Annotated in this window: 23 protein-coding genes and 1 pseudogene; 21 read left to right on the forward strand and 3 right to left on the reverse strand. The window is 68.6% G+C overall.

Going from position 1 to position 22,913, the window contains the following annotated elements:
• Nucleotides 1–18: 18 nt before the first annotated feature.
• On the forward strand, nucleotides 19–1,563 hold the full coding sequence (murJ, locus tag D3874_RS23330; RefSeq protein WP_119781533.1) for a murein biosynthesis integral membrane protein MurJ: 1,545 nt from the start codon (nucleotides 19–21) through the stop codon (nucleotides 1,561–1,563).
• A 58-nt stretch (nucleotides 1,564–1,621) separates the two neighbouring features.
• Nucleotides 1,622–2,620 (forward strand): tryptophan--tRNA ligase, encoded by a 999-nt coding sequence (gene trpS / locus D3874_RS23335; protein ID WP_119781535.1) that lies wholly within the window; start codon nucleotides 1,622–1,624, stop codon nucleotides 2,618–2,620.
• 152 nt (nucleotides 2,621–2,772) lie between these two features.
• Here the strand turns inward: trpS and D3874_RS23340 are convergent, their stop codons facing one another.
• The gene (locus D3874_RS23340) at nucleotides 2,773–3,282 is read right to left on the reverse strand and encodes a HigA family addiction module antitoxin (protein ID WP_119781537.1); all 510 of its coding nucleotides are present in this window, start codon (nucleotides 3,280–3,282) and stop codon (nucleotides 2,773–2,775) included.
• A 268-nt stretch (nucleotides 3,283–3,550) separates the two neighbouring features.
• Here D3874_RS23340 and D3874_RS23345 point away from each other — a divergent pair, with 268 nt between their 5' ends.
• On the forward strand, nucleotides 3,551–4,528 hold the full coding sequence (locus D3874_RS23345) for a DUF2333 family protein (RefSeq protein WP_158596187.1): 978 nt from the start codon (nucleotides 3,551–3,553) through the stop codon (nucleotides 4,526–4,528).
• Between the two features lie 49 nt (nucleotides 4,529–4,577).
• Entirely contained in the window at nucleotides 4,578–5,081 is a 504-nt protein-coding gene (locus D3874_RS23350; protein WP_119781541.1) for a universal stress protein, read from the forward strand.
• 154 nt (nucleotides 5,082–5,235) lie between these two features.
• Here the strand turns inward: D3874_RS23350 and D3874_RS23355 are convergent, their stop codons facing one another.
• Nucleotides 5,236–6,537 (reverse strand): adenylate/guanylate cyclase domain-containing protein, encoded by a 1,302-nt coding sequence (locus tag D3874_RS23355; protein WP_119781543.1) that lies wholly within the window; start codon nucleotides 6,535–6,537, stop codon nucleotides 5,236–5,238.
• A gap of 99 nt (nucleotides 6,538–6,636) precedes the next feature.
• Here D3874_RS23355 and D3874_RS23360 point away from each other — a divergent pair, with 99 nt between their 5' ends.
• The 17 genes and pseudogenes from D3874_RS23360 to trmB all read left to right on the forward strand — a co-directional run bounded on the left by D3874_RS23360 (nucleotide 6,637) and on the right by trmB (nucleotide 21,940).
• On the forward strand, nucleotides 6,637–7,182 hold the full coding sequence (locus D3874_RS23360) for a NifU family protein (RefSeq protein ID WP_119781545.1): 546 nt from the start codon (nucleotides 6,637–6,639) through the stop codon (nucleotides 7,180–7,182).
• 114 nt (nucleotides 7,183–7,296) lie between these two features.
• Nucleotides 7,297–7,887, forward strand: a complete 591-nt coding sequence (locus D3874_RS23365; protein WP_119781547.1) for a malonic semialdehyde reductase — start codon at nucleotides 7,297–7,299, stop codon at nucleotides 7,885–7,887.
• A gap of 15 nt (nucleotides 7,888–7,902) precedes the next feature.
• Nucleotides 7,903–8,286: pseudogene (gene tsaB / locus D3874_RS23370) on the forward strand (tRNA (adenosine(37)-N6)-threonylcarbamoyltransferase complex dimerization subunit type 1 TsaB); the annotation flags it as partial.
• A gap of 29 nt (nucleotides 8,287–8,315) precedes the next feature.
• Complete coding sequence (locus D3874_RS23375; RefSeq protein ID WP_119781549.1) at nucleotides 8,316–8,561, forward strand: hypothetical protein; 246 nt, start codon at nucleotides 8,316–8,318, stop codon at nucleotides 8,559–8,561.
• Nucleotides 8,558–9,025, forward strand: a complete 468-nt coding sequence (locus D3874_RS23380) for a GNAT family N-acetyltransferase (RefSeq protein WP_119781551.1) — start codon at nucleotides 8,558–8,560, stop codon at nucleotides 9,023–9,025. The genes D3874_RS23375 and D3874_RS23380 overlap by 4 nt, the downstream gene beginning before the upstream one ends.
• A gap of 197 nt (nucleotides 9,026–9,222) precedes the next feature.
• Complete coding sequence (locus D3874_RS23385; RefSeq protein WP_119781553.1) at nucleotides 9,223–9,651, forward strand: MucR family transcriptional regulator; 429 nt, start codon at nucleotides 9,223–9,225, stop codon at nucleotides 9,649–9,651.
• Between the two features lie 230 nt (nucleotides 9,652–9,881).
• On the forward strand, nucleotides 9,882–10,307 hold the full coding sequence (locus tag D3874_RS23390; protein ID WP_456306432.1) for a Fur family transcriptional regulator: 426 nt from the start codon (nucleotides 9,882–9,884) through the stop codon (nucleotides 10,305–10,307).
• Nucleotides 10,304–11,254 (forward strand): lyso-ornithine lipid O-acyltransferase, encoded by a 951-nt coding sequence (locus D3874_RS23395; protein ID WP_119781557.1) that lies wholly within the window; start codon nucleotides 10,304–10,306, stop codon nucleotides 11,252–11,254. Before D3874_RS23390 ends, D3874_RS23395 begins: the two co-directional genes overlap by 4 nt.
• A 189-nt stretch (nucleotides 11,255–11,443) precedes the next feature.
• Nucleotides 11,444–12,787: a tRNA (N6-isopentenyl adenosine(37)-C2)-methylthiotransferase MiaB gene (miaB, locus tag D3874_RS23400; protein ID WP_119781559.1), complete on the forward strand. Its 1,344-nt coding sequence runs from the start codon at nucleotides 11,444–11,446 to the stop codon at nucleotides 12,785–12,787.
• Nucleotides 12,788–12,801: 14 nt separating this feature from the next.
• Nucleotides 12,802–13,809 (forward strand): PhoH family protein, encoded by a 1,008-nt coding sequence (locus D3874_RS23405; protein WP_119781561.1) that lies wholly within the window; start codon nucleotides 12,802–12,804, stop codon nucleotides 13,807–13,809.
• Complete coding sequence (locus tag D3874_RS23410) at nucleotides 13,806–16,271, forward strand: HD family phosphohydrolase (RefSeq protein WP_119781563.1); 2,466 nt, start codon at nucleotides 13,806–13,808, stop codon at nucleotides 16,269–16,271. The genes D3874_RS23405 and D3874_RS23410 overlap by 4 nt, the downstream gene beginning before the upstream one ends.
• A gap of 10 nt (nucleotides 16,272–16,281) precedes the next feature.
• The gene (gene ybeY, locus D3874_RS23415) at nucleotides 16,282–16,749 is read left to right on the forward strand and encodes an rRNA maturation RNase YbeY (protein ID WP_199699230.1); all 468 of its coding nucleotides are present in this window, start codon (nucleotides 16,282–16,284) and stop codon (nucleotides 16,747–16,749) included.
• Nucleotides 16,746–17,648: a hemolysin family protein gene (locus D3874_RS23420; protein ID WP_119781567.1), complete on the forward strand. Its 903-nt coding sequence runs from the start codon at nucleotides 16,746–16,748 to the stop codon at nucleotides 17,646–17,648. The genes ybeY and D3874_RS23420 overlap by 4 nt, the downstream gene beginning before the upstream one ends.
• Before the next feature lie 211 nt (nucleotides 17,649–17,859).
• A complete protein-coding gene (gene lnt, locus D3874_RS23425) occupies nucleotides 17,860–19,407 on the forward strand; it encodes an apolipoprotein N-acyltransferase (RefSeq protein WP_119781569.1) in 1,548 nt (515 codons plus the stop codon).
• A 61-nt stretch (nucleotides 19,408–19,468) separates the two neighbouring features.
• Nucleotides 19,469–19,879, forward strand: a complete 411-nt coding sequence (locus tag D3874_RS23430) for a helix-turn-helix domain-containing protein (protein WP_119781571.1) — start codon at nucleotides 19,469–19,471, stop codon at nucleotides 19,877–19,879.
• A 74-nt stretch (nucleotides 19,880–19,953) separates the two neighbouring features.
• Nucleotides 19,954–21,123, forward strand: coding sequence for a methionine adenosyltransferase (metK, locus tag D3874_RS23435; RefSeq protein WP_456306454.1), 1,170 nt, complete (start codon nucleotides 19,954–19,956; stop codon nucleotides 21,121–21,123).
• A 115-nt stretch (nucleotides 21,124–21,238) separates the two neighbouring features.
• Complete coding sequence (gene trmB / locus D3874_RS23440) at nucleotides 21,239–21,940, forward strand: tRNA (guanosine(46)-N7)-methyltransferase TrmB (RefSeq protein WP_119781573.1); 702 nt, start codon at nucleotides 21,239–21,241, stop codon at nucleotides 21,938–21,940.
• A gap of 43 nt (nucleotides 21,941–21,983) precedes the next feature.
• On the opposite strand, the gene D3874_RS23445 is transcribed toward trmB, so the two are convergent.
• Nucleotides 21,984–22,871 (reverse strand): class I SAM-dependent methyltransferase, encoded by an 888-nt coding sequence (locus D3874_RS23445; RefSeq protein WP_199699231.1) that lies wholly within the window; start codon nucleotides 22,869–22,871, stop codon nucleotides 21,984–21,986.
• Between the last annotated feature and the right edge of the window lie 42 nt (nucleotides 22,872–22,913).

Raw genomic sequence — 22,913 nt, forward strand, 5'->3', positions numbered from 1 at the left:
AGGATCCCGTCCCGCGCCATGGCTCTGCTCCGGTCCGTCGCCACCATCGGCAGCTTCACCATGGGCAGCCGGATTCTGGGCTTTGTCCGCGATACGCTGTTTGCCGCCGTGCTGGGCGCCGGTGTCGCGGCGGACTGCTTCATCATCGCCTTCCGATTGCCCAATTTCCTGCGCGCGATGTTTGCCGAGGGGGCCTTCAATGCGGCCTTCGTGCCGCTCTATTCCCGGCTGCTGAGCGGGCCCGACGGCGAAACCAGGGCGGCCTATTTCGCCGGCCAGATCGGCACCCTGCTGACCCTGGTGGTGACCTGCTTCGTCGCCCTGGTGATGGTCTTCACCAACGAGGCGATGCACGTCCTGGCGCCGGGTTTCACCGCCGATCCGGCCAAGTTCGCCCTGGCGGTGGAACTCACCCGGCTGACCTTCCCCTATCTTGCCTATATCAGCCTGGTCTCGCTCATGGGGGCGATCCTCAACGCCCATCACCGCTTCGCCGCCCCGGCGGGCACGCCGATCGTGATGAACCTGATCCTGATCGGCGCGCTGATCGGCCCGGCCCGGCATTTCGAGCCGGCCCACGCCCAGGCGGTGGCGGTGACCATCGCCGGCATGGCGCAATTCCTGTGGCTGGCCGTCTCGCTGCAGCGCGCGGGCCTGTCGCTGCGCCTCTACCGGCCGCGCGTCAGCCCCGAAATCAGGCGCTTCTTCACCCTGCTGATGCCCGCCGTGCTGGGGGCGGGTGTCTATCAGGTAAACGTCTTCGTCGACATGATCCTGTCGTCGCTGCTGCCTTCGGGCGCGGTCTCGTTCCTGTTCTATGCCGACCGGCTCAACCAGTTGCCCTTGGGCGTGATCGGCATCGCCGTCTCGACGGCGCTGCTGCCGATCCTCTCGCGCCAGCTTGCCAAGGGCGACATGGAGCAGGCGCTGCACAGCCAGAACCGGGCGCTGGAAGGGGCCTTGCTGCTGACCCTGCCGGCGGCGGCGGCCCTGGTCACCCTGCCCGAGACGATCATCGGTGTCCTGTTCCAGCACGGTGCCTTCACCGCCGGCGATACCAGGGCGACGGCCGATGCCCTGGCCATGTTCGCCCTGGGCCTGCCCGCCTTCGTCGCGACCAAGGTGTTCACGCCCGGCTTCCATGCCCGCGAGGACACCCGCACCCCGGTACGCCTGGCGATCATCGCCATGATCGCCAACCTGGTGGTCGCCTTGTCGCTGCTGTGGTCGCTGGAACATGTGGGCCTGGCCATCGCCACCACGGTCGCGGCCTGGGTCAATGTCGGGCAACTGGGCCTGACCTCGCACCGCCGCGGCTATTTCGTGCCCGATACCCGGCTGATCACGCGCAGCCTGCGCCTGGTCCTGGCGACGGCGGTGATGGTGGTCGTCCTGCTGGGCCTGGAATATCTGGCCCGGCCCTTCTTCGCCCGCGACCTGTTGTGGCGGATCGGTACCCTGCTGTTCCTGGTCGGCAGCGGCGGCCTGGCCTTCCTGCTGGCGGCGCTGGCGACCGGGGCGATCGGGCTCGCCGACCTCAAGCGGCTGCTTCGCTTTGGTTGACCGGCCGGTGCCGGGCGCGCCATAACACCTCGCGACAACAGCAACGAGCACCTCACCCATGTCGAAGCCCCGCGTCTTTTCCGGTGTCCAGCCCACCGGCAACCTGCATCTGGGAAATTACCTGGGCGCCATCCGCAACTGGGTGAAGCTGCAGCACGACCACGAGTGCATCTATTGCGTCGTCGATCTCCACGCCATCACAGTCTGGCAGGATCCGGCCGACCTGACCCGCGCCATCCGCGAGGTCGCGGCCAGCCTGATCGCCGCCGGCATCGATCCCACGACCTCGATCCTGTTCAACCAGTCCAAGGTCTCGGCCCATGCCGAAACCGCCTGGATCTTCAATTGCGTGGCCCGCATGGGCTGGCTCAACCGCATGACCCAGTTCAAGGAAAAGGCCGGCAAGGACCGTGAGAATGCCTCGGTCGGCCTGTTCGCCTATCCCAATCTGATGGCGGCCGACATCCTGGCCTACAAGGCGACCCACGTGCCCGTGGGCGAGGACCAGAAGCAGCACCTGGAGTTGGCCCGCGACATCGCCCAGAAGTTCAACCACGACTTCGGCGTCGAACATTTCCCGGCGCCCGACCCGCTGATCTTGGGGGAAGCGACCCGCGTCATGTCGCTGCGCGACGGCACCAAGAAAATGTCCAAGTCGGACCCGTCCGACCAGTCGCGCATCAACCTGACCGACAGTCCCGACGACATCGAACAGAAGATCCGCCGCGCCAAGACAGATCCCCTGCCCCTGCCCGAGACGGTCGAGGAGGTGGCTGCGCGGCCCGAGGCGGCCAACCTGATGACGATCTACGCCGCGCTGGCCGACGAGAGCCTGGCGGATGTCGTGGCCGCCTTTGCCGGCAAGCAGTTTTCGGACTTCAAGCGCGCCCTGACCGAACGCGCGGTCAGCGTGCTCTCGCCCATCACGGGCGAGATGCGCCGCCTGGTGGCCGATCCCGGCTATGTCGACGGGGTGCTGCGCCAGGGCGGCGAGCGGGCGGCGGCGATCGCCGCACCGATCCTGGCCGAGACCAAGCGGATCGTCGGCTTCCTCTGAGTTCATCCCCTCTCCGCCGCTTGCGGGGGAGAGGGAGGGGCCTGTCGCGTGAGCGACGGGAGGGTGAGGTGGTCGCGGGCACAGTCGCGCCCTAAGCCGACCACCCACCTCACCCAACCCTCTCCCCCCTTGAAGGGCGGAGAGGGCTCTTTCTACTTCTTCTTCTTCGCGACCTTCTTCGCCGGCTTGGCCGCGGCGGGCTTGGCCTTCGCCGCCTTGGTCGCGGGCTTGGCAGCAGCCTTGGCGACGGCGGCGGCGGGCTTGGCCGCCGGCTTGGCCTTGGTCACCTTCGCCACCGGCTTGGCCGAAGGCTTCGCCGCCTTGGGGGCGGGCTTGGGCGTCGGGTTGGCCGGCTTGGAGCTGGCATGCGGGATCTTGGCGAGGATCTTGGACAGCGCCTGCTCGGTCTGGTGCAGGTCGTAGGCGATCTGCTGTTCCAGCCATTCGCGGGCCGAGGTGCCGGTAACCTTGGCAATGCGGAGCGCCATGTCGGCGGTCAGATTGCGGCGGAAATTCACCAGCTGGTTGATGGTGCGGCGGGAAACGCCGGTCAGCTTCGCCAGTTGATCCTGGGTCAGGCCCAGCTTTGCCAGCACCGCATCGGCGATGTTGACGCCGGGATGAGACGGCCCGACAACCGTATTCTTGCCTTTAGCGGCCATGTGCTTCGTGCCCCCTGTCGCGTTCCGAATAGAATTTGCCCGGGCAACCACCCCGTGCGGTTCAACCGGGATTGAGGTTCCGGCGTGCTCTCGCTACCGGCAAACCCGCGCCGTTTACACCACGGCATTACATAAGGTAACCCCGATCGCACCTAAATGCCTAGACCATTTGAGTTACATAAGCAATGGATACCGCGTTGCGGCACGACTTGACCCGGCCCGCGACCTCGTGACTATTGGCACCGATACTGCAAACCAGGGGGCGATCATGGCCGGCAGCAAGGTCTTCACGGAGGGTGGCGGCGGCCGTTTCAGCGGCCTGTGGCGCCGCCGCTGGGTTTGGCAAACCCTTGGAATCATTATCGCCGCGATCCTCCTGCTGTACTATCCCATCGGCATGCTGATCGCCCACAAGGTCGACGACGACTTGTCCTTCGCGCCTGCAACATCGATGGTCCCCCCCGGTGCCAGCCGGGCCGTGGCGGTCGCCGCCGCCCTGGTCGACCGCGAGGTGAATGTGAACGGCTGGGTCGCCAACGACCCGTTCTTCTTCCCGTCGGGCGCGCTCGACAACATGCCGAACTTCCAGCAGGGCATCGTCGATGCGGTGGCGACCTTCGCCATCGAGCTGCGCGACCAGATCGGCCGCGTGCGCGGCTCGGGCGAAGTCGACAAGGACCTGGCCGAGGCGTTGAGCACCTTGCAGTACTCCGGTACCAAGTGGGTCTTCGACCTCTCCACCTCGATCCTGCCGACCGCAACCTCCGAGGCACAGTACCGCGCCGGCATTCGCGCGCTGAACGCCTACAACGCGAATGTCGCCGCCGGCAAGGCGGTGTTCGACCGGCGGGCCGACAACCTGCAGGCCGCGATCTCCCGCATCGCGCTCGACGTCGGCTCGATCTCGGCCGCCCTCGACAAGCAGATCCGCGACGAGAGCGGCAACATCTTCGATTTCACCTGCGACGACCTGTTCTACCGAGTGAAGGGCGAGGCCTATGGCTACTTCCTGATCATGAAGGGCCTGCGCCAGGACTTCGACCAGATCATCACCGAGCGCGGCCTGGCGCCGCTTTGGGACGAAGCCATCGCCAGCCTCGAGGAGACGGCGATGTTCCATCCCATCATGGTCTGGAACGGCCAGCTCGACGGCCAGTTCCTGCCCAACCATCTGGTCGCCCAGGGCTTCTTCCTGCTGCGGGCGCGCACCCAACTGCGCGAGATCGCCGCGATCCTCGACAAGTGAGGCGCGGCGATGGCACCATCTGGATCGATCCAGCCAGAGCGAGCCTGACATGAGCGAGACCACGCCCGCGGTGCCGCCAGGCGCCGATAGCGTCCGCAAGTTCCTGGTGGTGGTGGACGACACGCCCGAGTGTCGCCTGGCCCTGCGCTATGCCGCGCGCCGCGCGCTCAAGACCAAGGGCATGGTCGCCCTGCTGTTCGTGATCGAGCCGCCGTCCGACATGCCGCAATGGCTGGGGGTCGCCCAGATCATGCGCGACGAGGCCCGCGACGAGGCCGAGGCGGTGCTTCACGACCTGGCCGAGGATGTCCAGCGGGTGGCCGGCATGATCCCGGAACTGATCATCCGCGAGGGCGTGCGCCGGGAGCAGTTGCTGAAGCTGATCGAGGAAGATCCCACGATCCGCATCCTGGTGCTGGGCGCCGGCACCGGATCGGAGGGGCCGGGCCCCCTGGTCTCGGCCCTGGCCGGCCAGATGTCCGGCACCTTCCGCGTGCCGATCACCATCGTGCCGGGCAAGCTGTCGCCGGCCGAGGTCGACGACCTGGCCTGATCGCACGGCCATGGTGCGTCCTTCGAGACGGCCCTCCGGGCCTCCTCAGGATGAGGAGAATCTTAATGGCAAAAAAACCTCCTCATTCTGAGGAGCCACTCGCAGAGTGGCGTCTCGAAGGACGCACAATGCCTGTCCCACACGCCGGCCGGCTCTAGCTGCCGTCATCGACCGTGAAGATTTCCGTGGGCTCGCGGCGGCCGCGCAGGACGTGCTGGCCGAGTGACCGCAGGTTTCCCTCGTCGCCCAGCGTGCGGGCGAAGGCCTGGGTTGCCAGCAGCGGCCGCTCCAGCACCTTGGTCAGGGCCTCGACCCGGGCGACCTCGTTCACGGCCGCGCCGATCACGGTGAAATCCAGCCGCTCGCTCGAGCCGATATTGCCATAGACGACGTCGCCGAAATTCAGCGCGAAGCCGACCTTCAGCCCGGCCGGCCCCAGGGCCGTCGGAAGTTCCTCGATCGCGGCGACGCCGGCCAGGGCCGCCTGCGCGGCGGCCAGCGCGCGGCGGCAGGCGTCGCCGGCCTCGCCGCCGGTCCCCGTGCCCTCGTCGGCCGGGAAGATGGCCAGGCAGCCGTCGCCCATGAACTTCAGCACCTCGCCGCCATGGGCGTGAACCGCCAGGGTCACCACGTCGAAATAGGTATCGAGCAGGGCGATCACCTCGCCCGGCTTGGCCCGGTCCGACAGCCGGGTGAAGCCGCGCATGTCGCAGGTCATGATCGCGGCGCGGATGGTGCTGCCCTCGCCCCGCCGGACCGAGCCGGTCACCACGCGCCGGGCCGCATCACGTCCCAGGTACAGCGACAGCAGGCTGTCGAGCAGGGCGCGCTGGGCCGTGATCTCGAAGCGCATGGCCACCAGCGGCACGGCACTGTCCAGCCGGGCGAGGTCGTCGTCGGTGAAGCCGCCGGGCCGGTCGGTCGCAAAGGAGATGAACGAGCGCCTGGTGGTGGCGAAGTCGAGCGGGCGGATCAGGTAGTCCGTCGCCCCTTCGGCCGCCAGGTCTTCCAGGACGGGAAAATCATAAGGCCCCGAATGGTGTTCCAGCCGGCGGCGGAAACCGTGGGCGCCCAGGTGGATCAGGCGCACCGGGCTCCTGAGGTAGAAGTCCGAGGTCTGCACCTCAAAGCCGCGCGAGATGACCTCGACCCCCGTCTCCCGGTCCCAGACGAAGGTCCGGGCATAGATCTGCGGGTGGAGCATCAAGATGCCGGACGTCACCTTGAAGATCGGCAGGCCGGCCCTGAACAGGGTATTGGCGAATTCGCCGATCAGGTTCGGCGGGTCCAGCCGGGCGGTGGCCGCCGCCATGAGAAAGGCCGCCACCGGCCCCTCGGCGGTGCCGGCCGGCAGGGAGGGCAGGGGCCCGCGCGCCGCGATCTGGGCCGCGGCTGTCAGGGTCTCGTCCCAGATTTCGTCCTGGGGAATGGTGGTGGCGCGGGCGGGCTGTGACATGGCTGCGTTGCAGGTCTTCCTGATTCCTTGATCTTAAGCGAGGCATCCGCCATGTAGAGTTAAATCTTGACCGCCTCGTGTCCAAAAGGACCAGCGCCCATGTTCATCCAGACCGAATCCACCCCCAACCCGGCCACCCTCAAGTTCCTGCCCGGCCGCGACGTGATGACCGCGGGCACGGTGAACTTCCCCAACGCGACCGCCGCCCAGCGCTCGCCCCTGGCCCGCCGCCTGTTCGGCGTCGACGGCGTCACCGGCGTGTTCTTCGGCAGCGACTTCGTCACCGTGACCAAGGGCGACAGCGGCTGGGACGAGCTGAAGCCGGCCATTCTCGGCGCCATCGTCGAGCATTTCGCCAGCGGCGACGCCATCCTCGAGGAGACCGCGCCGACGGCGGCGGCCGCGAGCGAGCCCGATTCCGAGATCGTCGAGCAGATCAAGGAAATCCTGGAAACCCGGGTGCGCCCGGCCGTGGCCCAGGACGGCGGCGACATCATTTTCGACAGTTTCGAGGAAGGCGTGGTCTATCTCCACCTGCAGGGCTCGTGCGCCGGCTGCCCCAGCTCGACCGCGACCCTGAAGTCGGGCATCGAAAACATGCTGCGCCACTACATTCCCGAAGTGCTGGAAGTCCGCGCCGTCTGACCCAGCCGTTCAGTCTGCCGGCAAAGGCCCGATAATTGTCCCGGGCGTCGCGATCGCGGCGTCCGGGACTGTCGTTTCAGTCGTGTCAACCCACCAACATTCTGTGAGGTCTCAATGAGCGGGGCATTGAACGATACGGCGCTGGACCAGCTTTTCCGGACGGCGCGCACCCACAACGGCTTCAAGCCCGAACCGATCCCCGAGGCGACCCTGCGCGCGCTCTACGATCTGCTTAAGTGGGGCCCGACCAGCGCCAACTGCTCGCCCGCCCGCTTCATCTTCGTGATCTCGCCCGAGGCCAAGGAAAAGCTCAAGCCCGCCCTGTCGGCCGGCAACCTGGCCAAGACCATGAGCGCGCCGGCCACGGTGATCGTGGCCCACGACCTCGATTTCGGCCAGCGCCTGGGCGTGCTGTTCCCCCATGCGCCGGGGGCCAAGGACTGGTTCGCCGACCCCGTCGTCGAACAGACCACCGCCTTCCGCAACGGCACCCTGCAGGGCGCCTACCTGATCATGGCCGCGCGCAGCTTAGGGTTGGACACCGGCGCCATGTCGGGCTTCGACAATGCGACGGTCGATGCCGCCTTCTTCGCCGGCACGCGCATCAAGTCGAACTTCCTGATCAACCTCGGGATCGGCGATCCGTCCGCCCTGTTCGAGCGCAGCCCCCGCCTCGCCTTCGAGGACGCCTGCACCATCGCCTGAGCCTGGGGCCCGGCCGTGATCGTTCTCGCCTTCGATTGCGCCACCGGGCCGACCTCGGTCGTGCTGTGGCAGGACGGCCGGATCCTGGCGCGCAGCGATGATCCGCGGCCCCAGGGCCAGGCCGAATCCCTGGTGCCGATGATCGGCGCGGTGCTGGACCGCGCCGGCCTCCGCCCCGCGGACGTCGACCGGATCGGCGTCACCCTGGGCCCCGGCAGTTTCACCGGCGTGCGGATCTCGCTGGCCGCGGCCCGGGGCCTGGCGCTGGCCACCGGGGCGCCGATCTTCGGCGCCTCGACCCTGGAAATCCTGGCGGCGGCCTTGCCGGCGGTGGCCGGTCCCACCCTGGCCACCCTCGATGCCGGGCGCGGCGAGGTCTATGCCCAGCTTTTCGCCCCGACGGCACGCCCCTGGGCGAACCGGCTGCCGTGGCCCTGTCCGTCGTGGCGTCCCAGGTTCCCGCCGGGCATTTGCGCCTGGCCGGCAGCGGGGCGGCCCTGGTGGCGGCGGCGCTGGACCGCGACGGCGACCTGCACCTGGAACCGTCGGCGTCGCCCGATGCCGCGGTGCTGGCGCAATGGGTGGCGTCACGCCCGCCCCCCGCCCGATCGGCGCCTGCCCCCGAGCCGATCTATCTGCGCGCGCCCGACGCCAAGCTGCCGGTCGCACCATGACCGCGGCGCGCCTGGCCCTGGCCGGCGATATCCCGGCGATGGCGATGCTGCACGCCGCCGCCTTTCGCGACGCCGCCTGGGACGAGGCCATGATGGCCAGGCTCCTGGCCATGCCGGGCGCCTTTGCCCAGATTGCCGGGAGCGACGGTTTCGCCCTGCTGCGCACCGCTGCCGACGAACTCGAGGTCATGACCGTCGCGGTGGCAGCAGGGGCGCGCCGGCAGGGCGTCGCCCGCCGCCTGCTGGAGGCCGGGCTGTGCGAAGGGGTGCTGAGGGGCGCCCGCACCGCGTTCCTGGAGGTCGCCGTCGACAATCCCGGGGCCATCGCGCTTTACGAGGCGATCGGCTTTACTGAAACGGGACGGCGCCGCGGCTATTACCGGCGGCCCGACGGCACCGCCGTCGACGCCCTTGTCATGGCGCGGCAGGTCGGCGACTTGGCCGCGGGCCGCAACGGCAAATAATCGCCCCCAATTCCGCCGACGACTTGGGTGCATGCAGATTTCCGGTCGGGCCTTTTGGGGCATCGTCTGAAATTCGGGACTTGAGCCCGACTAAATTCAAAGAAGAATAAATTGATTTCGACAGTCCCTGCCTCTATAGGAAATATGGTTCATATGATTCGGTATGAATCGTGTGCTTTCATGAAAGGATCCAGGCGATGAGCGACGAAACGGCGGCGCATAGCGAAATTCTGTCTCTGACAGCGGAAATCGTGGCGTCCCACGTCTCGAACAATTCGGTGCCTGTTTCGGAGTTGCCGCAGCTCATCCAGCAGGTCTATGCCACCCTCGCCAATATTGGCGCGCCGAAGGTCGAGCCGGCGCCGGTCCGCCCGCAGCCTGCCGTGCCGGTGAAGAAGTCGATCACGCCCGACTACATCATCTGCCTGGAAGACGGCAAGAAGCTGAAGATGCTGAAGCGTCATCTCAAGACCGCTTACGACATGACGCCGGAAGAATATCGCGCGCGCTGGGACCTGCCGCCCGAATATCCGATGGTGGCCCCCAATTACGCCGAGCAGCGGCGTGATCTGGCCAAGAAAATCGGCCTGGGCACCTCGCGTCGCAAGCGCACCCGCCGCGGCTGATTTCGGCGGCGATTGGCATCCCGATCTGCCCGATTGAGCGGGCTGATCGGGATTTTGCGTATCATTCGCAGTTATCATTGAATATTTGATCGCCGCAGCGCCGTATTTTTTGCGTGGCGGGGTGACGCGGCCGCCGTGGCGCGGCATACTGCCCGCGATTCACCTTGAGACAACCCCATCGGCCCATGCGCGACCGTATCGAAAATATCTGTCTGGCCAAGGGCATGCGGATGACGGACCAGCGCCGCGTGATCGCGCGCGTGCTGTCGGAGTCGACCGACCACCCGGATGTCGAGGAACTCTATCGGCGGGCGATCGCGCTCGACCCCAAGATTTCGATCGCCACGGTCTATCGCACGGTGCGCCTGTTCGAGGAGGCCGGCATCCTCGAACGGCACGATTTCCGTGACGGCCGCTCGCGCTACGAGGAAGTGCCCGACTCCCACCACGATCATCTGATCGACCTGTCGACCGGCAAGGTGATCGAGTTCCGCAACGAAGATATCGAGAAGCTGCAGGAATTCGTCGCCAAGGAACTGGGTTTCCGCCTGGTCGACCACCGGCTGGAGCTCTACGGCGTGCCGATCGACCGGGCCAACAAGGCGGAACTCGAAAAGGCACACGAGCTGCTCGCCCGGGCAGGACGCCGGGAATGACACAGGCGGCCGCCGGCGCGCCGGCGGACAAGCCCGCCAAGGGCGGCAAGCGTTCCGGCATCGGCCGCAGCCGGCCCAACAACCCCTATGATTTCTCGCAAGGCCCCCTGCCCGACCTGCCCAAGGCCGTGGCCCCGGGCCGCGGCCGCACCGCCCGCCTGCGTGCCGTCCTGCGCCTGGCCCTGTTCCTGGTCACCCTGGTGGTGATGATCCCGGTGCAACTCCTGGCCCTGCTGCTCGACCGCAAGGTTTCGGTCGCGGTGCCCTTCTTCTTTCACAAGATGCTGTGCCGGATCTTAGGGGTACGCGTCGTCGTGCACGGCCGGCGCCACCGGCGCAGCGCGGTGCTGTTCATCGCCAATCATTCCTCGTGGCTGGACATCCCTGTGATGTCAGCGGTCATCCCGGCCAGCTTCGTCGCCAAGAGCGAGATCCAGGGCTGGCCGATCTTCGGCTTCCTGGCCAAGCTGCAACGCACCGTCTTCGTCGAGCGCGAACGGCGCAGCCGCACGGCCGAGAGCCGCGACGTGCTGGTGCAACGCCTGGAGGGCGGTGACAACCTGATCCTGTTCCCCGAGGGCACCTCGTCCGATGGTAACCGGATACTACCCTTCAAGAGCGCGCTGTTCGGCGCCGCCGAGATCGAGGTGCCGCGGCGCGACGGCAGCCGCGGCCCGGTCGTGGTGCAGCCGGTCACGGTCAGCTATACCAAGCTCCAGGGCATGCCCATGGGGCGCGACTACCGCCCCTTCTTCACCTGGTTCGGCGACATGGAACTGGTGCCCCACCTGCTCCAGGCGCTCAGCTTTGGCCCGATCACCGCCGAGGTCGAATTCCACGCCCCCCTGACCGTGGCCGAGGCCGGCAGCCGCAAGGCCCTGGCGCGCCACTGCGAAACCGTGATCCGCGCCGGCCACGGCCGCCAGATCCAGGGCATGTTCGACTGAAGCCGCCAGTGCGGCCGCGACCCCGCCAACCTTGACTCCGCGGCCCCCCAACCCTAAAGGTTGTAGCTGTTGATTACGCCCCGCTGTCGGGTGGGCTGGCATTGATCGCGCGGCTTGGAGGACCCATATCCAGGGGCTTCAGACGCGATTGCCGCCCGGTGCGGTTATGGGCAGGGAAGCAGGCTCTCGGTGGCCAAAAGACTCTGTATTAAGACGTATGGTTGCCAGATGAACGTCTACGACTCCGGTCGTATGGCCGATTTGCTGGCGCCGTTGGGCTACGCTGCGGTCGACGATGCGGCCGAGGCCGATCTCGTCATCCTCAATACCTGCCACATCCGGGAAAAGGCCGCCGAAAAGGTCTATTCCGACGTCGGCCGCCTGCGCGACCTGCGCCTGGAGCGCGAAGCGCGCGGCGAAGGCTCGATCACCATCGCCGTCGCCGGCTGCACCGCCCAGGCCGAAGGCGCCGAGATCATGCGCCGGGCCCCGGCGGTCGACCTGGTGGTCGGCCCCCAGGCCTATCACCGCCTGCCCGAGCTGATCGCCCGCGCCCACCGCACCAAGGGCGAGGCGCTGGATACCGATTTCCCGGTCGATTCCAAGTTCGACGGCCTGCCGGCACAGACCCGGGTCGAAGGCTCGGCCGCCTTCCTGACCATCCAGGAAGGCTGCGACAAATTCTGCACCTTCTGCGTCGTGCCCTATACCCGCGGGGCCGAGGCCTCGCGCCCGGCCGCCGCGGTCCTGGCCGAGGCGCGGCACCTGGCCTCGCTGGGCGCGCGGGAAATCACCCTGCTGGGGCAGAACGTGAATGCCTATGGCGCCGGCGAGGGCTGGTCCCTGGGCCGGCTGGTTCGCGCCCTGGCCGAAATCCCGGGGCTGGAGCGCATCCGCTACACCACCTCGCACCCGCGCGACATGGACGACGAGTTGATCGAGGCCCACGCCCAGGTGCCGGCGCTGATGCCGTTCCTGCACCTGCCGGTGCAGTCGGGCGCCGACCGCATCCTGGACGCCATGAACCGCCGCCATACCGCCGACGATTACCGCCGGGTGATCGAGCGCCTGCGCAAGGCGCGGCCCGATATCGCCCTGTCGTCCGACTTCATCGTCGGCTTCCCGGGCGAGAGCGAGGCGGAATTCCAGGCCACCGTCGACCTCGTGGCCGAGATCGGCTTTGCCCAGGCCTACAGCTTCAAGTACAGCCCGCGCCCCGGCACCCCCGCCTCCATGATGGCGGATTGCCTGCCCGACGACGTCAAGTCGGAACGGCTCGCCCGCCTGCAGGCGGCGATCGCCAAAGGCCAGCGCCAGTTCAACGAGGCCTGCGTTGGCCGGGTCCTGCCCGTGCTGTTCGACCGGCCCGGCCGCCACCCCGGCCAGGCCGTGGGCCGCAGCCCCTATATGCAGGGGGTCCATGCCGACCTGCCGGCGGAGCTGATGGGCCGGATCGTCGACGTCGCCATTACCTCGGCGCATCCCAACAGCCTGGGCGGACGCCTGGTCGGCGCCACCGAGGCGGCGGCCTGAGAGCGCACGACCCCATGCCCACACTCAAACCCTCGTCCGAGCGCCGCGAAGACGGTGACGGCCGGCGTCCGATGATCATCGACTTTCCCGACAACCGGCTGCTGCGCCACCTGTTCGGCGAGCACGACGTGCACCTGGCGCGCATCGAGAGCGCCCTGGGCGTCTCGGTCTCGTCGCGCGGCAACCGCATCGCCATCACCGGCGAACTGCCGGCGGCCGCGACCGCCCGGCGCGCCCTGAAAGACCTCTACAAGCGGCTCGAGGGCGGGCACGAGATCACGCCGGGCGACGTCGACGGCGCCGTCCGCCTGGCCCAGGCGGCGGAATCCCACGATCCGCCCCAGACCGCCGCCGTCCCCGGCATTCGCACCGGCCGGCGCACCATCCTGGCCCGCTCGCCCATGCAGGCCGCCTATCTCGAGGCGCTGGGCCGCAACGAACTGGTGTTCGGGCTGGGCCCGGCCGGCACCGGCAAGACCTATCTGGCGGTCGCCGTCGCCGTGGCCATGCTGCTGGACCGCCGGGTCGACCGCCTGGTGCTGTCGCGCCCGGCCGTCGAAGCCGGCGAACGCCTGGGGTTTCTGCCCGGCGACATGAAGGAAAAGGTCGACCCCTATCTGCGCCCGCTCTACGACGCGCTGCACGACATGCTGCCGCCGGGCGAGGTCACGCGGCGCCTGGAATCGGGCGAGATCGAGGTGGCGCCGCTCGCCTTCATGCGCGGCCGGACGCTCGCCAATTCCTTCGTCATCCTGGACGAGGCGCAGAACACCACCGCCGGCCAGATGAAGATGTTCCTGACCCGCCTGGGCGAGAACGGCCGCATGGCGGTGACCGGCGATCCCAGCCAGATCGACCTGCCGCCGGGCGTACGTTCCGGCCTGACCGAAGCGGTCGAAACCCTGGAGGGTGTCGACGGCATCGGCTTCGTGCGCTTCGGCGAAGGTGATGTGGTCCGTCACCCGCTGGTCGCCAAGATCGTCCGGGCCTACCGCCTGCGCGAAGAGGCGCCGCGCCCATGAGCGCCGGCACCGCCAACCCCACCGACCCGGCCGAAGCTTCGGACCTGGTGCGGGCACGGGCCCTGCTGTCGGCCACGGCGATCCGCGCCCTGGCGGAAGACCGCTGGACCCGCTGGCGGCCCTGGCTCGATGCGCCGGTGTTCGCGCTCCTGGTGGTCGGCCTGACCCTGATCTTCACGCCGGCCGGCCAATCCGTCCGGCCGATCCCGCCGCTCGATACCATCGCCTCGGAGACCGTGCGCGCCGAACGGGCCGTCTCGGTCGAGGACAAGGCCGCCACCGATGCCCGCCGGGCCGCCGCGGCCGAGGCCAGCCTGCCCGTCTTCGACTACGACCCCGAGCTTTACCTCACCCTGGCCAAGCGCGTCACCGAGGCCTTCGAGCAGATGGCCGCCCGCGCCCGGGAAATGACCCTGGCCCCGGCCCAGCGCCGCGCCGCCTTCCAGGAGGCACTGGGCCGGCCGGTGCCCCAGGTCACCTTCGATGCCCTGGAGCGGCTGGACAGCCCGGCCGATGCGGCGGCGGCGATCGGCTATCTGCTGAACCTCGGCCTCGACCGCATGGTCGCCGGCGACCGGGGCGACCTGCCGGCCGAAGGCCCGATCAATGTCCAGGACCTGCAGCGCGACCGGCTGGAGAAGGCCCTGGTCGCCGGGGTCATGGACGTGGCCCAGATCCGCCGCCTGATCCAGGCCCGGGCGGGCGATGCGCCCTACGGCAGCGCGCGCGGCGTGCGCGGCTTCATCGTCGACACGGCCATCGCGCTGGCTGCGCCCAATCTGCTGTCGAACCCGCAGAAGACCCAGACCCTGCGCGCCAAGGCCGCGGTCGCCGTGGAACCGGTGATGGTTCGCATCGCGGTGGGCGAGGTCGTGATCCGCGAGGGCGACCGCGTCACCAAGACCGCGCAGGACCGCCTGCGCCTGCTGAACGAGGGCGGCGCCCAGCGCTCGGCGCTGAGCGAGACCCTGGCGGTGGGCGCCCTGATCCTGGGCCTGACGCTGCTGGGCGGCAGCTTCTTCCGCGCCTCGCGCACCCCTTCGCACCTGGGGCGCAAGCAGATCTACATGACGCTGTCCGTGCTGGCCGGCACCGCCCTGATCGGCATCGCCTGCTGGTACGCCGGGCGTGGCGTCGCCGTCGGCCTGGGGTTCCCGGCCGATGCGGCGACCTTCCTGCCACCGGTCGCCATCGCCACCGTGGTGGTCGCCCTGGTGGTCGACACCCGCACCAGCCTGCTGGTGGGGATCGGCCTGGCCCTGCTGATGGCCTACCGGGTCGGGGGCGACATCTGGGTGCTGGCCCATTACCTGGTCGCCGTGCTGGCCGCCGGCATGACCGCCAGGCGCGGGCGCCGCCGCTCCGACATTCTCAAGATCGGTCTGACGGTCGCGGCGGCGCAACTCGTGCTGGTGCCGATCATGGTGGTGCTGGACACCACCGTGCCGCCGGCCGAGCTCAGCTATTTCGCGGCCAGCGCCGTCGCCGGCGTGGTCGGTGCCCTGCTCACCGCGGCCTTCACCACCGCGGGCCTGCCCTTGCTGGAATGGATCTTCGACGAGACCACCGACATGCGGCTGCTGGAACTCGCCTCGGCCGACAACCCGCTGCTCAAGCAACTGGCGCTGCGCTCGCCCGGCACCTATTACCACTCGGTGATGATGGCCAACCTGGCCGAGACGGCGGCCGAGGCGATCGGCGGCAACGGCCTGCAATGCCGGGTGATGGCGCTCTATCACGACCTGGGCAAGATGGAACGGCCCAGTTACTTCGCCGAGAACCAGCGCGGCGGCAACATTCACGACCGCCTGCCGCCGGAACTCTCCGCCCGCATCATCTTCGCCCATATCAAGGACGGCATCGACATCGCCCGCAAGCACCACCTGGGCCGCCCGGTGCTGGACGCGATCACCCAGCACCAGGGCACCACCTTGCTGCGCGTCTTCTACCAGCGCGCGGTCGAGCGGGCGCAGGCCACGGGCGAGACCGTGAACGAGGCGGAATTCCGCTATCCAGGGCCCCGTCCCGCGACCCGGGAATCCGGCATCCTGATGCTGGCCGACACGGTCGAGGCGGCGACCCGGGCCCTGAAGGAGCCCAAGCCCGCCGACGTGCGCGAGCGCGTCGCCAAGGTGATCAGCGAAAAGATCGCCGACCACCAGCTCGACGACTGCGCCCTGACCATGAAGGACTTGGCCAAGGTCGAGGCCGCCTTTGTGCGCGTCCTGACCCTGGGCGTCTATCACACCCGCATCGAGTACCCGCCGCTGATGCCCCCTGTCCCCAAGAAGGAGCCGACCCCGGATCGCCGCCATGACGACGCCAACGCCGCCACGGGCGACACCGCCGCGAACCGCCCCCCAGGGCCGACGACGATCGGTCCCGGCCAATCCTCCCAAGGGCAGCCCCCCCAAGGTCAGTCTCCGTCTCGAGGATCGGGCCTGGGCACGCGCGCTTCCTGAGGTGCGCCCCATGCTGACCCGCGCCGCCAAAGCCGCCTTCGCCGCCGGGCGCGGGCATCTGCCGGTGCTCGACCAGGCGGCCGGCCCGCTGGAAATCGACCTGACCTTGAGCAGCGACGAGGTCGTGCGCCGCCTGAACCACCAATGGCGCGGCAAGGACAAGCCGACCAACGTGCTGTCCTTCCCCGGCATCGACGCCGCCGGCCTGGCGCGCCTGCCCAAGGCCGCGCCCTGCCCGCTGGGCGACGTCATCCTGGCCCTGGGCACCTGCACGCAGGAAGCCGCCGAGCAGCGCAAGACCCTGGCCGCCCATGCCCAGCACCTGGTCGTCCACGGGGTTCTGCACCTGCTGGGTTACGACCACGAGGACGAGGGGCAAGCCCAGGAGATGGAAGGCCTGGAACGGCAGGTCCTGGCCGGCCTGGGCGTCGCCGACCCTTACGCCCTCGCGGACCACCCTGCGGAGGCGGTCCGATGAGCGACAGCGGCAGTTCGAGCAGGCCCCCGCGCGACGCCAACATGAGCGGCTGGCTCAACTGGCTGAAAGGCATCGCCCGGGGCAAGCCCGAGCAGTCCCTGCGCGAGAGCCTGGAAGACATCATCGACGAGCACGAGGAAGCGGCCGCCCACGCCCCCGACCAGGGCGAGCGCGAGATGATCCGCAACCTGCTGGAATTCGGCGAGATGTCGGTCGACGACATCATGGTGCCCCGCGCCGACATCTATGCCGTGGCCAACACCATTTCGCTGGACGAGCTGGTCGCGACCTTCGTCGAATGCGAGCATTCGCGCCTGGTCGTCTACAGCGAGTCGCTCGACGATGTAATCGGCATGGTCCATGTCAAGGACGTGCTGCGTTACTGGGCCAGGCGCGACAAGTTCCAGATCCAGGCGATCCTCAAGCCGGTGCTGTTCGTGCCCCCGTCCCTGTCCCTGCGCGAAGTCCTGGCCCGCATCCAGGAGGAGCATTCGCACCTGGCCATCGTGATCGACGAATACGGCGGCACCGACGGCCTGCTGACGATCGAGGACCTGGTCGAGGAAATCGTCGGCGACATCGAGGACGAACACGACGAGGTCGAGGCCCCGATGTTCCACATCGGCGCGGACGGCGTCGTCGATGCCGATGCGCGGACCCCGGTCGAGGACGTCGAGGCCGCCCTGGAAACCCGCCTGGCCCTGGAAGACCTGGAAGAGGACATCGACACCCTGGGCGGGCTGGTGGTGTCGTTGGCCGGCCGGGTGCCCGAGGCGGGCGACCGGGTGAGCCATCCCAGCGGCATCGAATTCGAGGTGGTCGACGCCGACCCGCGCCAGCTCAAGCGCCTGCGCATCCACCGCCCCGAAGTCGAGGCCGCGGCGGCCGAAGCGGGATGATGCAGGCCCGCCGATCCTGCGTCCTTCGACAAGCTCAGGATGAGGAAAGTTTTTGTGGCAATAAGATTGTCCTCATGGTGAGCCTGTCGAACCACGCAACCCGACCGATCCCAGGTAGCCCTCTCCGCCCTTCAGGGGGGAGAGGGTGGGGTGAGGTGGGTGGCTGGCGAAAAGTGCGATCTGTCCCGTCGGTTTGGAGCGACCGTCGATCATGACCCATCTCATCGAGACGATCGCCGGCCTGGCCGGCTGGCGACGCGCGCTGGTGGCAGTGCTCGCCGGGGCCCTGTCGGTGCCGGCCTTGCCGCCGTTCAACGTCTGGCCGGCGCTGTTCGTCACCCTGCCGGTGCTGGTGCTGCTGGTCGACGGGGCCGGATCGTGGCGGCGGGCGGCGGTCGCCGGCTGGTGGTGGTCGCTGGGCCATTTCGTCGCCGGCCTCTATTGGATCGGCATCGCCCTGATGGTCGATCCCGAGCGCTTCGCCTGGCTGCTGCCCTTTGCCGACCTGGGCCTGCCGGCGGTCTTCGCCGTCTTTCCGGCGGCGGCGGTCGCCCTGGGTTACGCCCTGGGCCGGCGCGGCGCGGGGCTGCTGTTTGCCCTGGCGGGCGCCTGGGTGCTGGGCGAATTCGCCCGCGGCCACGTCCTGACCGGCTTTCCCTGGAACCCGCTGGCGGCGATCTGGATCGAAACGCCATCGGTTGCCCAGGCGGCCGCCGTCGTGGGCGCCTACGGCCTCAGCGGCGCAACCTTCCTCGTGGCCGGCCTGCCGGCCCTGTTCCTGCGGCCGGCGCCGGGGCGGGCTGTCGCAACGGTTGCGGCCGCCGCGGTCGCCGTCGCCGTGGTCGGCTTCGGCAGCGCGCGGCTGCCCGACGGCGCCGCGGCGCGGGCCGAACCCGCCCTGCGCATCCGCCTGGTCCAGGGCAATATCGACCAGCGCCTGAAACATTCCGACGCGGCCCGGGCCGAGCATTTCGAGCGCCACATGCTGCTGTCGCAGCGCGCCGCCGCGGACGGCCGGCCCCCGCGCGTGGTGGTATGGCCCGAGACCGCCCTGCCCTACACCCTGGCGGCCAGCCCGGGCCTGGGCCAAATATTGGGCTCGCTCGTCGGCGAGGACGGCATCGCCCTGATCGGCGCCGTCCGCATCGAAGAGGACGCGCAGGGCTTCAGGGCCTGGAACAGCCTCCATGCCATCCGCCCTGACGGCACGGTCGCCGGCACCTATGACAAGCATCATCTGGTGCCCTTCGGCGAATATCTGCCCCTGCGCGGGATCCTGGGCACCATCGGCCTCGACAAGCTGGCGGTCGGCGCGGTCGATTTCTCCAGCGGCCCGGGGCCGCAGGGCCTGGACCTGCCGGGCCTGCCCCGCGTCCTGCCCCTGATCTGCTACGAGGCGATCTTTCCCGAGGCGGCGATCGATGGCGGGGGCCGGCCCGCCTGGCTGGTCAACGTGACCAACGATGCCTGGTTCGGCACCTCCAGCGGCCCGCCGCAGCACCTGGCCGCGGCGCGGCTGCGGGCGATCGAGCAGGGCCTGCCGCTGATGCGCGCGGCCAACACCGGCATCTCGGCGGCGATCGACCCTTACGGCCGGGTCGAGCAAGCCCTGGGCCTGGGCGTCGCCGGAATCATCGATGCCGACCTGCCCGCGGCCTTGCCGCCCACGTTGTTTTCGCGGGCCGGCAGCCTTGCGCCGCTGCTCCCGGCACTCGTCCTGCTGGGCCTTGGCCTCGCCCTGCGGCGGCGGTCGGCTTGACCCGCTCTGTTCCCCTCGGCATACAAGGTTATGCGCCCGGCCCGCCCGGCGAGGAGAATACATGCCGGATCCGGTCGACCTTTACATCGGCACCCGCGTCAAATTGCGCCGGACCTTGATCGGCATGAGCCAGCAGGCCCTGGGTGATGCCCTGGGCATCACCTTCCAGCAGATCCAGAAATACGAACGGGGCGCCAACCGCATCGGCGCCGGGCGCCTGCGCCTGATCGCCGGCGCGCTGGACGTGCCGCTGACCTATTTCTTCGACGGCTACAACGACCTGCCGCCGAGCGCCCGCGGCGCCCTGTCGGAACCGCCCGAGGTGCCCTTCGAGCACGAGCAGCAATTGAGCCAGAAGGAGTCGATCGACTTGCTGAAGGCCTATTATGAGATCAAGGATCCCAAATTGCGCCGCCGGGTCATCGACCTGATCCGCGCCCTGGCCGAAACCGCCCGCAGCGCGGGTGCTTGACCGGCAAGGCGCACCCTGCCAATAAACAATTTACCGTTGGGGCGCAGCATGGCGCCGGTTTTTACAAGGGAATGATCGTGGCGCGCTCGAACTACCTGTTCACCTCGGAGTCCGTTTCCGAAGGCCACCCCGACAAGGTCTGTGACCGTATCTCCGATTCGATCGTCGATCTGTTCCTGGGTGCCGACCCGCAAGCCCGCGTCGCCCTCGAAACCCTGACCACCACCAACCTGATCGTCCTGGCCGGCGAAGTGCGCAGCGCCACCCCGATCCACCACGAGCAGATGGTCGAGGCCGCGCGCAGCGCGGTGAAGGACATCGGCTACGAGCAGGACGGTTTCCACTGGAGACACGCCGAGGTCATCTGCCGCGTCCATGAACAGTCGGCCGACATTGCCCAGGGCGTCGATGCCGCCGGCAACAAGGACGAGGGCGCCGGCGACCAGGGCATCATGTTCGGCTATGCCTGCCGCGAGTCCGACGCGCTGATGCCGGCGCCGATCATTCTCTCGCACCGGATCCTGAAAAGCCTGGCCACCGATCGCCATGGCGGCAACAAGAACCTGGGCCCCGATGCCAAGAGCCAGGTGACCCTCGCCTACGAGAACGGCAAGCCGGTGCGGGCCACCTCGGTCGTGGTTTCGACCCAGCATGCCGACGGCCTGAGCCAGGAAGAAGTCCGCGAGATCGTCCGCCCGCATGTGCTGAAGGTCCTGCCCGACGGCTGGATGTGCCCCGAGGCGGAATTCTATGTGAACCCCACGGGCAAGTTCGTCATCGGCGGCCCGGACGGCGACGCCGGCCTGACGGGCCGCAAGATCATCGTCGACACCTACGGCGGTGCCGCCCCCCACGGCGGCGGCGCCTTCTCTGGCAAGGACCCGACCAAGGTCGACCGTTCGGCCGCCTATGCCGCCCGCTATGTCGCCAAGAACGTGGTCGCCGCCGGCCTGTCCGAGCGTTGCACCATCCAGGTCGCCTATGCCATCGGCGTGTCCAAGCCGCTGGCCCTCTACGTCAACCTGCACGGCACCGGCGAGGTGGACGAGGCCCGCATCGAGAAGGCGATCATGGAGGTCATGGACCTGTCGCCCCGAGGCATCCGCGAGCACCTGAAGCTGAACCGCCCGATCTATGCCCGCACCGCGGCCTACGGCCACTTCGGCCGCGAGCCCGAGGCCGACGGCGGCTTCTCGTGGGAGAAGCTCGACCTGGTCGACGCGCTCAAGTCGGCGGTCCGCTGAGGCCTGGACCACGGCATTACATGGTTCGACAGGCTCACCATGAGGAGAAACTTTTTGCCACAAAGATTCCCCTCATCCTGAGCCTGTCGAAGGACGCACAACGGTTCTGCAAGCCATGACGGACACCGCCCCGCTCCGGCGCAAGATCTACGGCCGGCGCACCGGCCACAAGCTGCGGGCCAAGCAGTCGGACCTGATGGGCAGTGTCCTGCCGCGCTTGGCCGTACCGCTGCCGGAACCGGGCGAGACGATCGACCCCAGGAGCCTGTTTCCCCAACCGGTGCGCGCCGTCTGGTTCGAGATCGGCTTTGGCGGCGGCGAGCATCTGGCCGCCCAGGCGGAAGCCAACCCCGACGTCGGCCTGATCGGCGCCGAACCTTTCGTCAACGGCATGGCCAGCCTTTTGCGCCATGTCGACGAGCGGTCCTTGCGCAATGTCCGGGTGCTGGCCGACGATGCCCGCCTGCTGCTGGCGGGCCTTGCCCCCGGCAGCCTGGAGAAGGCCTTCCTGCTGTTCCCCGATCCCTGGCCCAAGTCGCGCCACTTCAAGCGTCGCTTCGTGCAGACCGAAACCCTCGACCTGCTGGCCCGGGCCCTGGCGGACGGCGGCGAATTCCGCGTCGCCAGCGATATCATGGGTTACATCGAGTGGACGCTGGGCGTGGCCATGAAGCACCCCGATTTCGAGTGGCTGGCGCAAGGCCCGGCCGACTGGCGCGCGCGAACCCCCGACTGGCCGCCCACCCGCTACGAGGCCAAGGCGATCGCCGCCGGCCGCAAGCCAGCCTACCTGCGCTTCCGCCGCCGCCCGCGCTAAAAACGCCCTCTCCGCCGCTTGCGGCGGAGAGGACTTTTAAGGATCAGGCCGGCTTCTCCAGGACCATCCAGAATTCGTTGTGGTCGCGCAGGGTGTCGTAGAGCCGCAGCGGCCGCAGGCGGCAATGGCCCAGGGCCACCAGCATGGCCATGATCGCGCGCATGCTGGCCGGGGTGAAATACCAGGCATGGACGTCGAGATAGCGGCCGGCCGAATTCCGGTAGAGTTCGAGGGCATGGGCCACGCGCTCGGTCGCCAGGGCGGGTGCCGGGCCGTGATCGCCCGCCCAATGGCGCACGCAGCCGTTGTGGGTGGTCAGGGCCACATGTTCGATCACCGCCCGCAGCGTGTGCACGCGCCGCGCCGAGGCATGGGCGTCGAGCACGTCGGCGATGGTGCTCTCGGCGATGTAGTAGTCGAAGCAATAGCGCTTGTCGGGCACGATCACGAAATAGCGCCCGCCCGGCTTCAGGCGCCGCTCGACACAGGCCAGATGATGAATGAAGTCGGGGCTGTGCTCGATGTTGTGGCTGCTGACCACCACGTCGAAGGTCTCGCCGATGCTGTCGAGATCGCCGGTCGGCGAGACATGGTGAATGTCGGGGATGGTCGACGGGTCGAGGCCGTGCTCGCCCGCCCGCGCCACCAACTCGGGCTTGGTCAGGACATCGAAATAGCGCACCTGCGGCCCCGACAGGATGGGGGCGTTGAACGGGCCGATTTCCAGCGCGCTGAGGTGCGGGCGGATCAGCGCGGTGAAATCCCCCCGGCAGCGCAGGCTGTTGGTCCGGCGCCCCTCGGCCCGGCCCCACTGCCGGTAGTGGGACAGCAGCAACTCGTCCGACATGACCGACAGGTCGGGATAGGTCGAGCGATAGCAGGCCGCATCGAATTCCAGCGGCAGGTCGTTTGCGGGGGGCAGCGCGTTCATGGGGCCTGATTCTGGGGCATTCGGGCGCCAAATCAACAGCCG

Source organism: Oleomonas cavernae, assembly GCF_003590945.1.
Classification (GTDB): Bacteria; Pseudomonadota; Alphaproteobacteria; order Zavarziniales; family Zavarziniaceae; genus Zavarzinia; species Zavarzinia cavernae.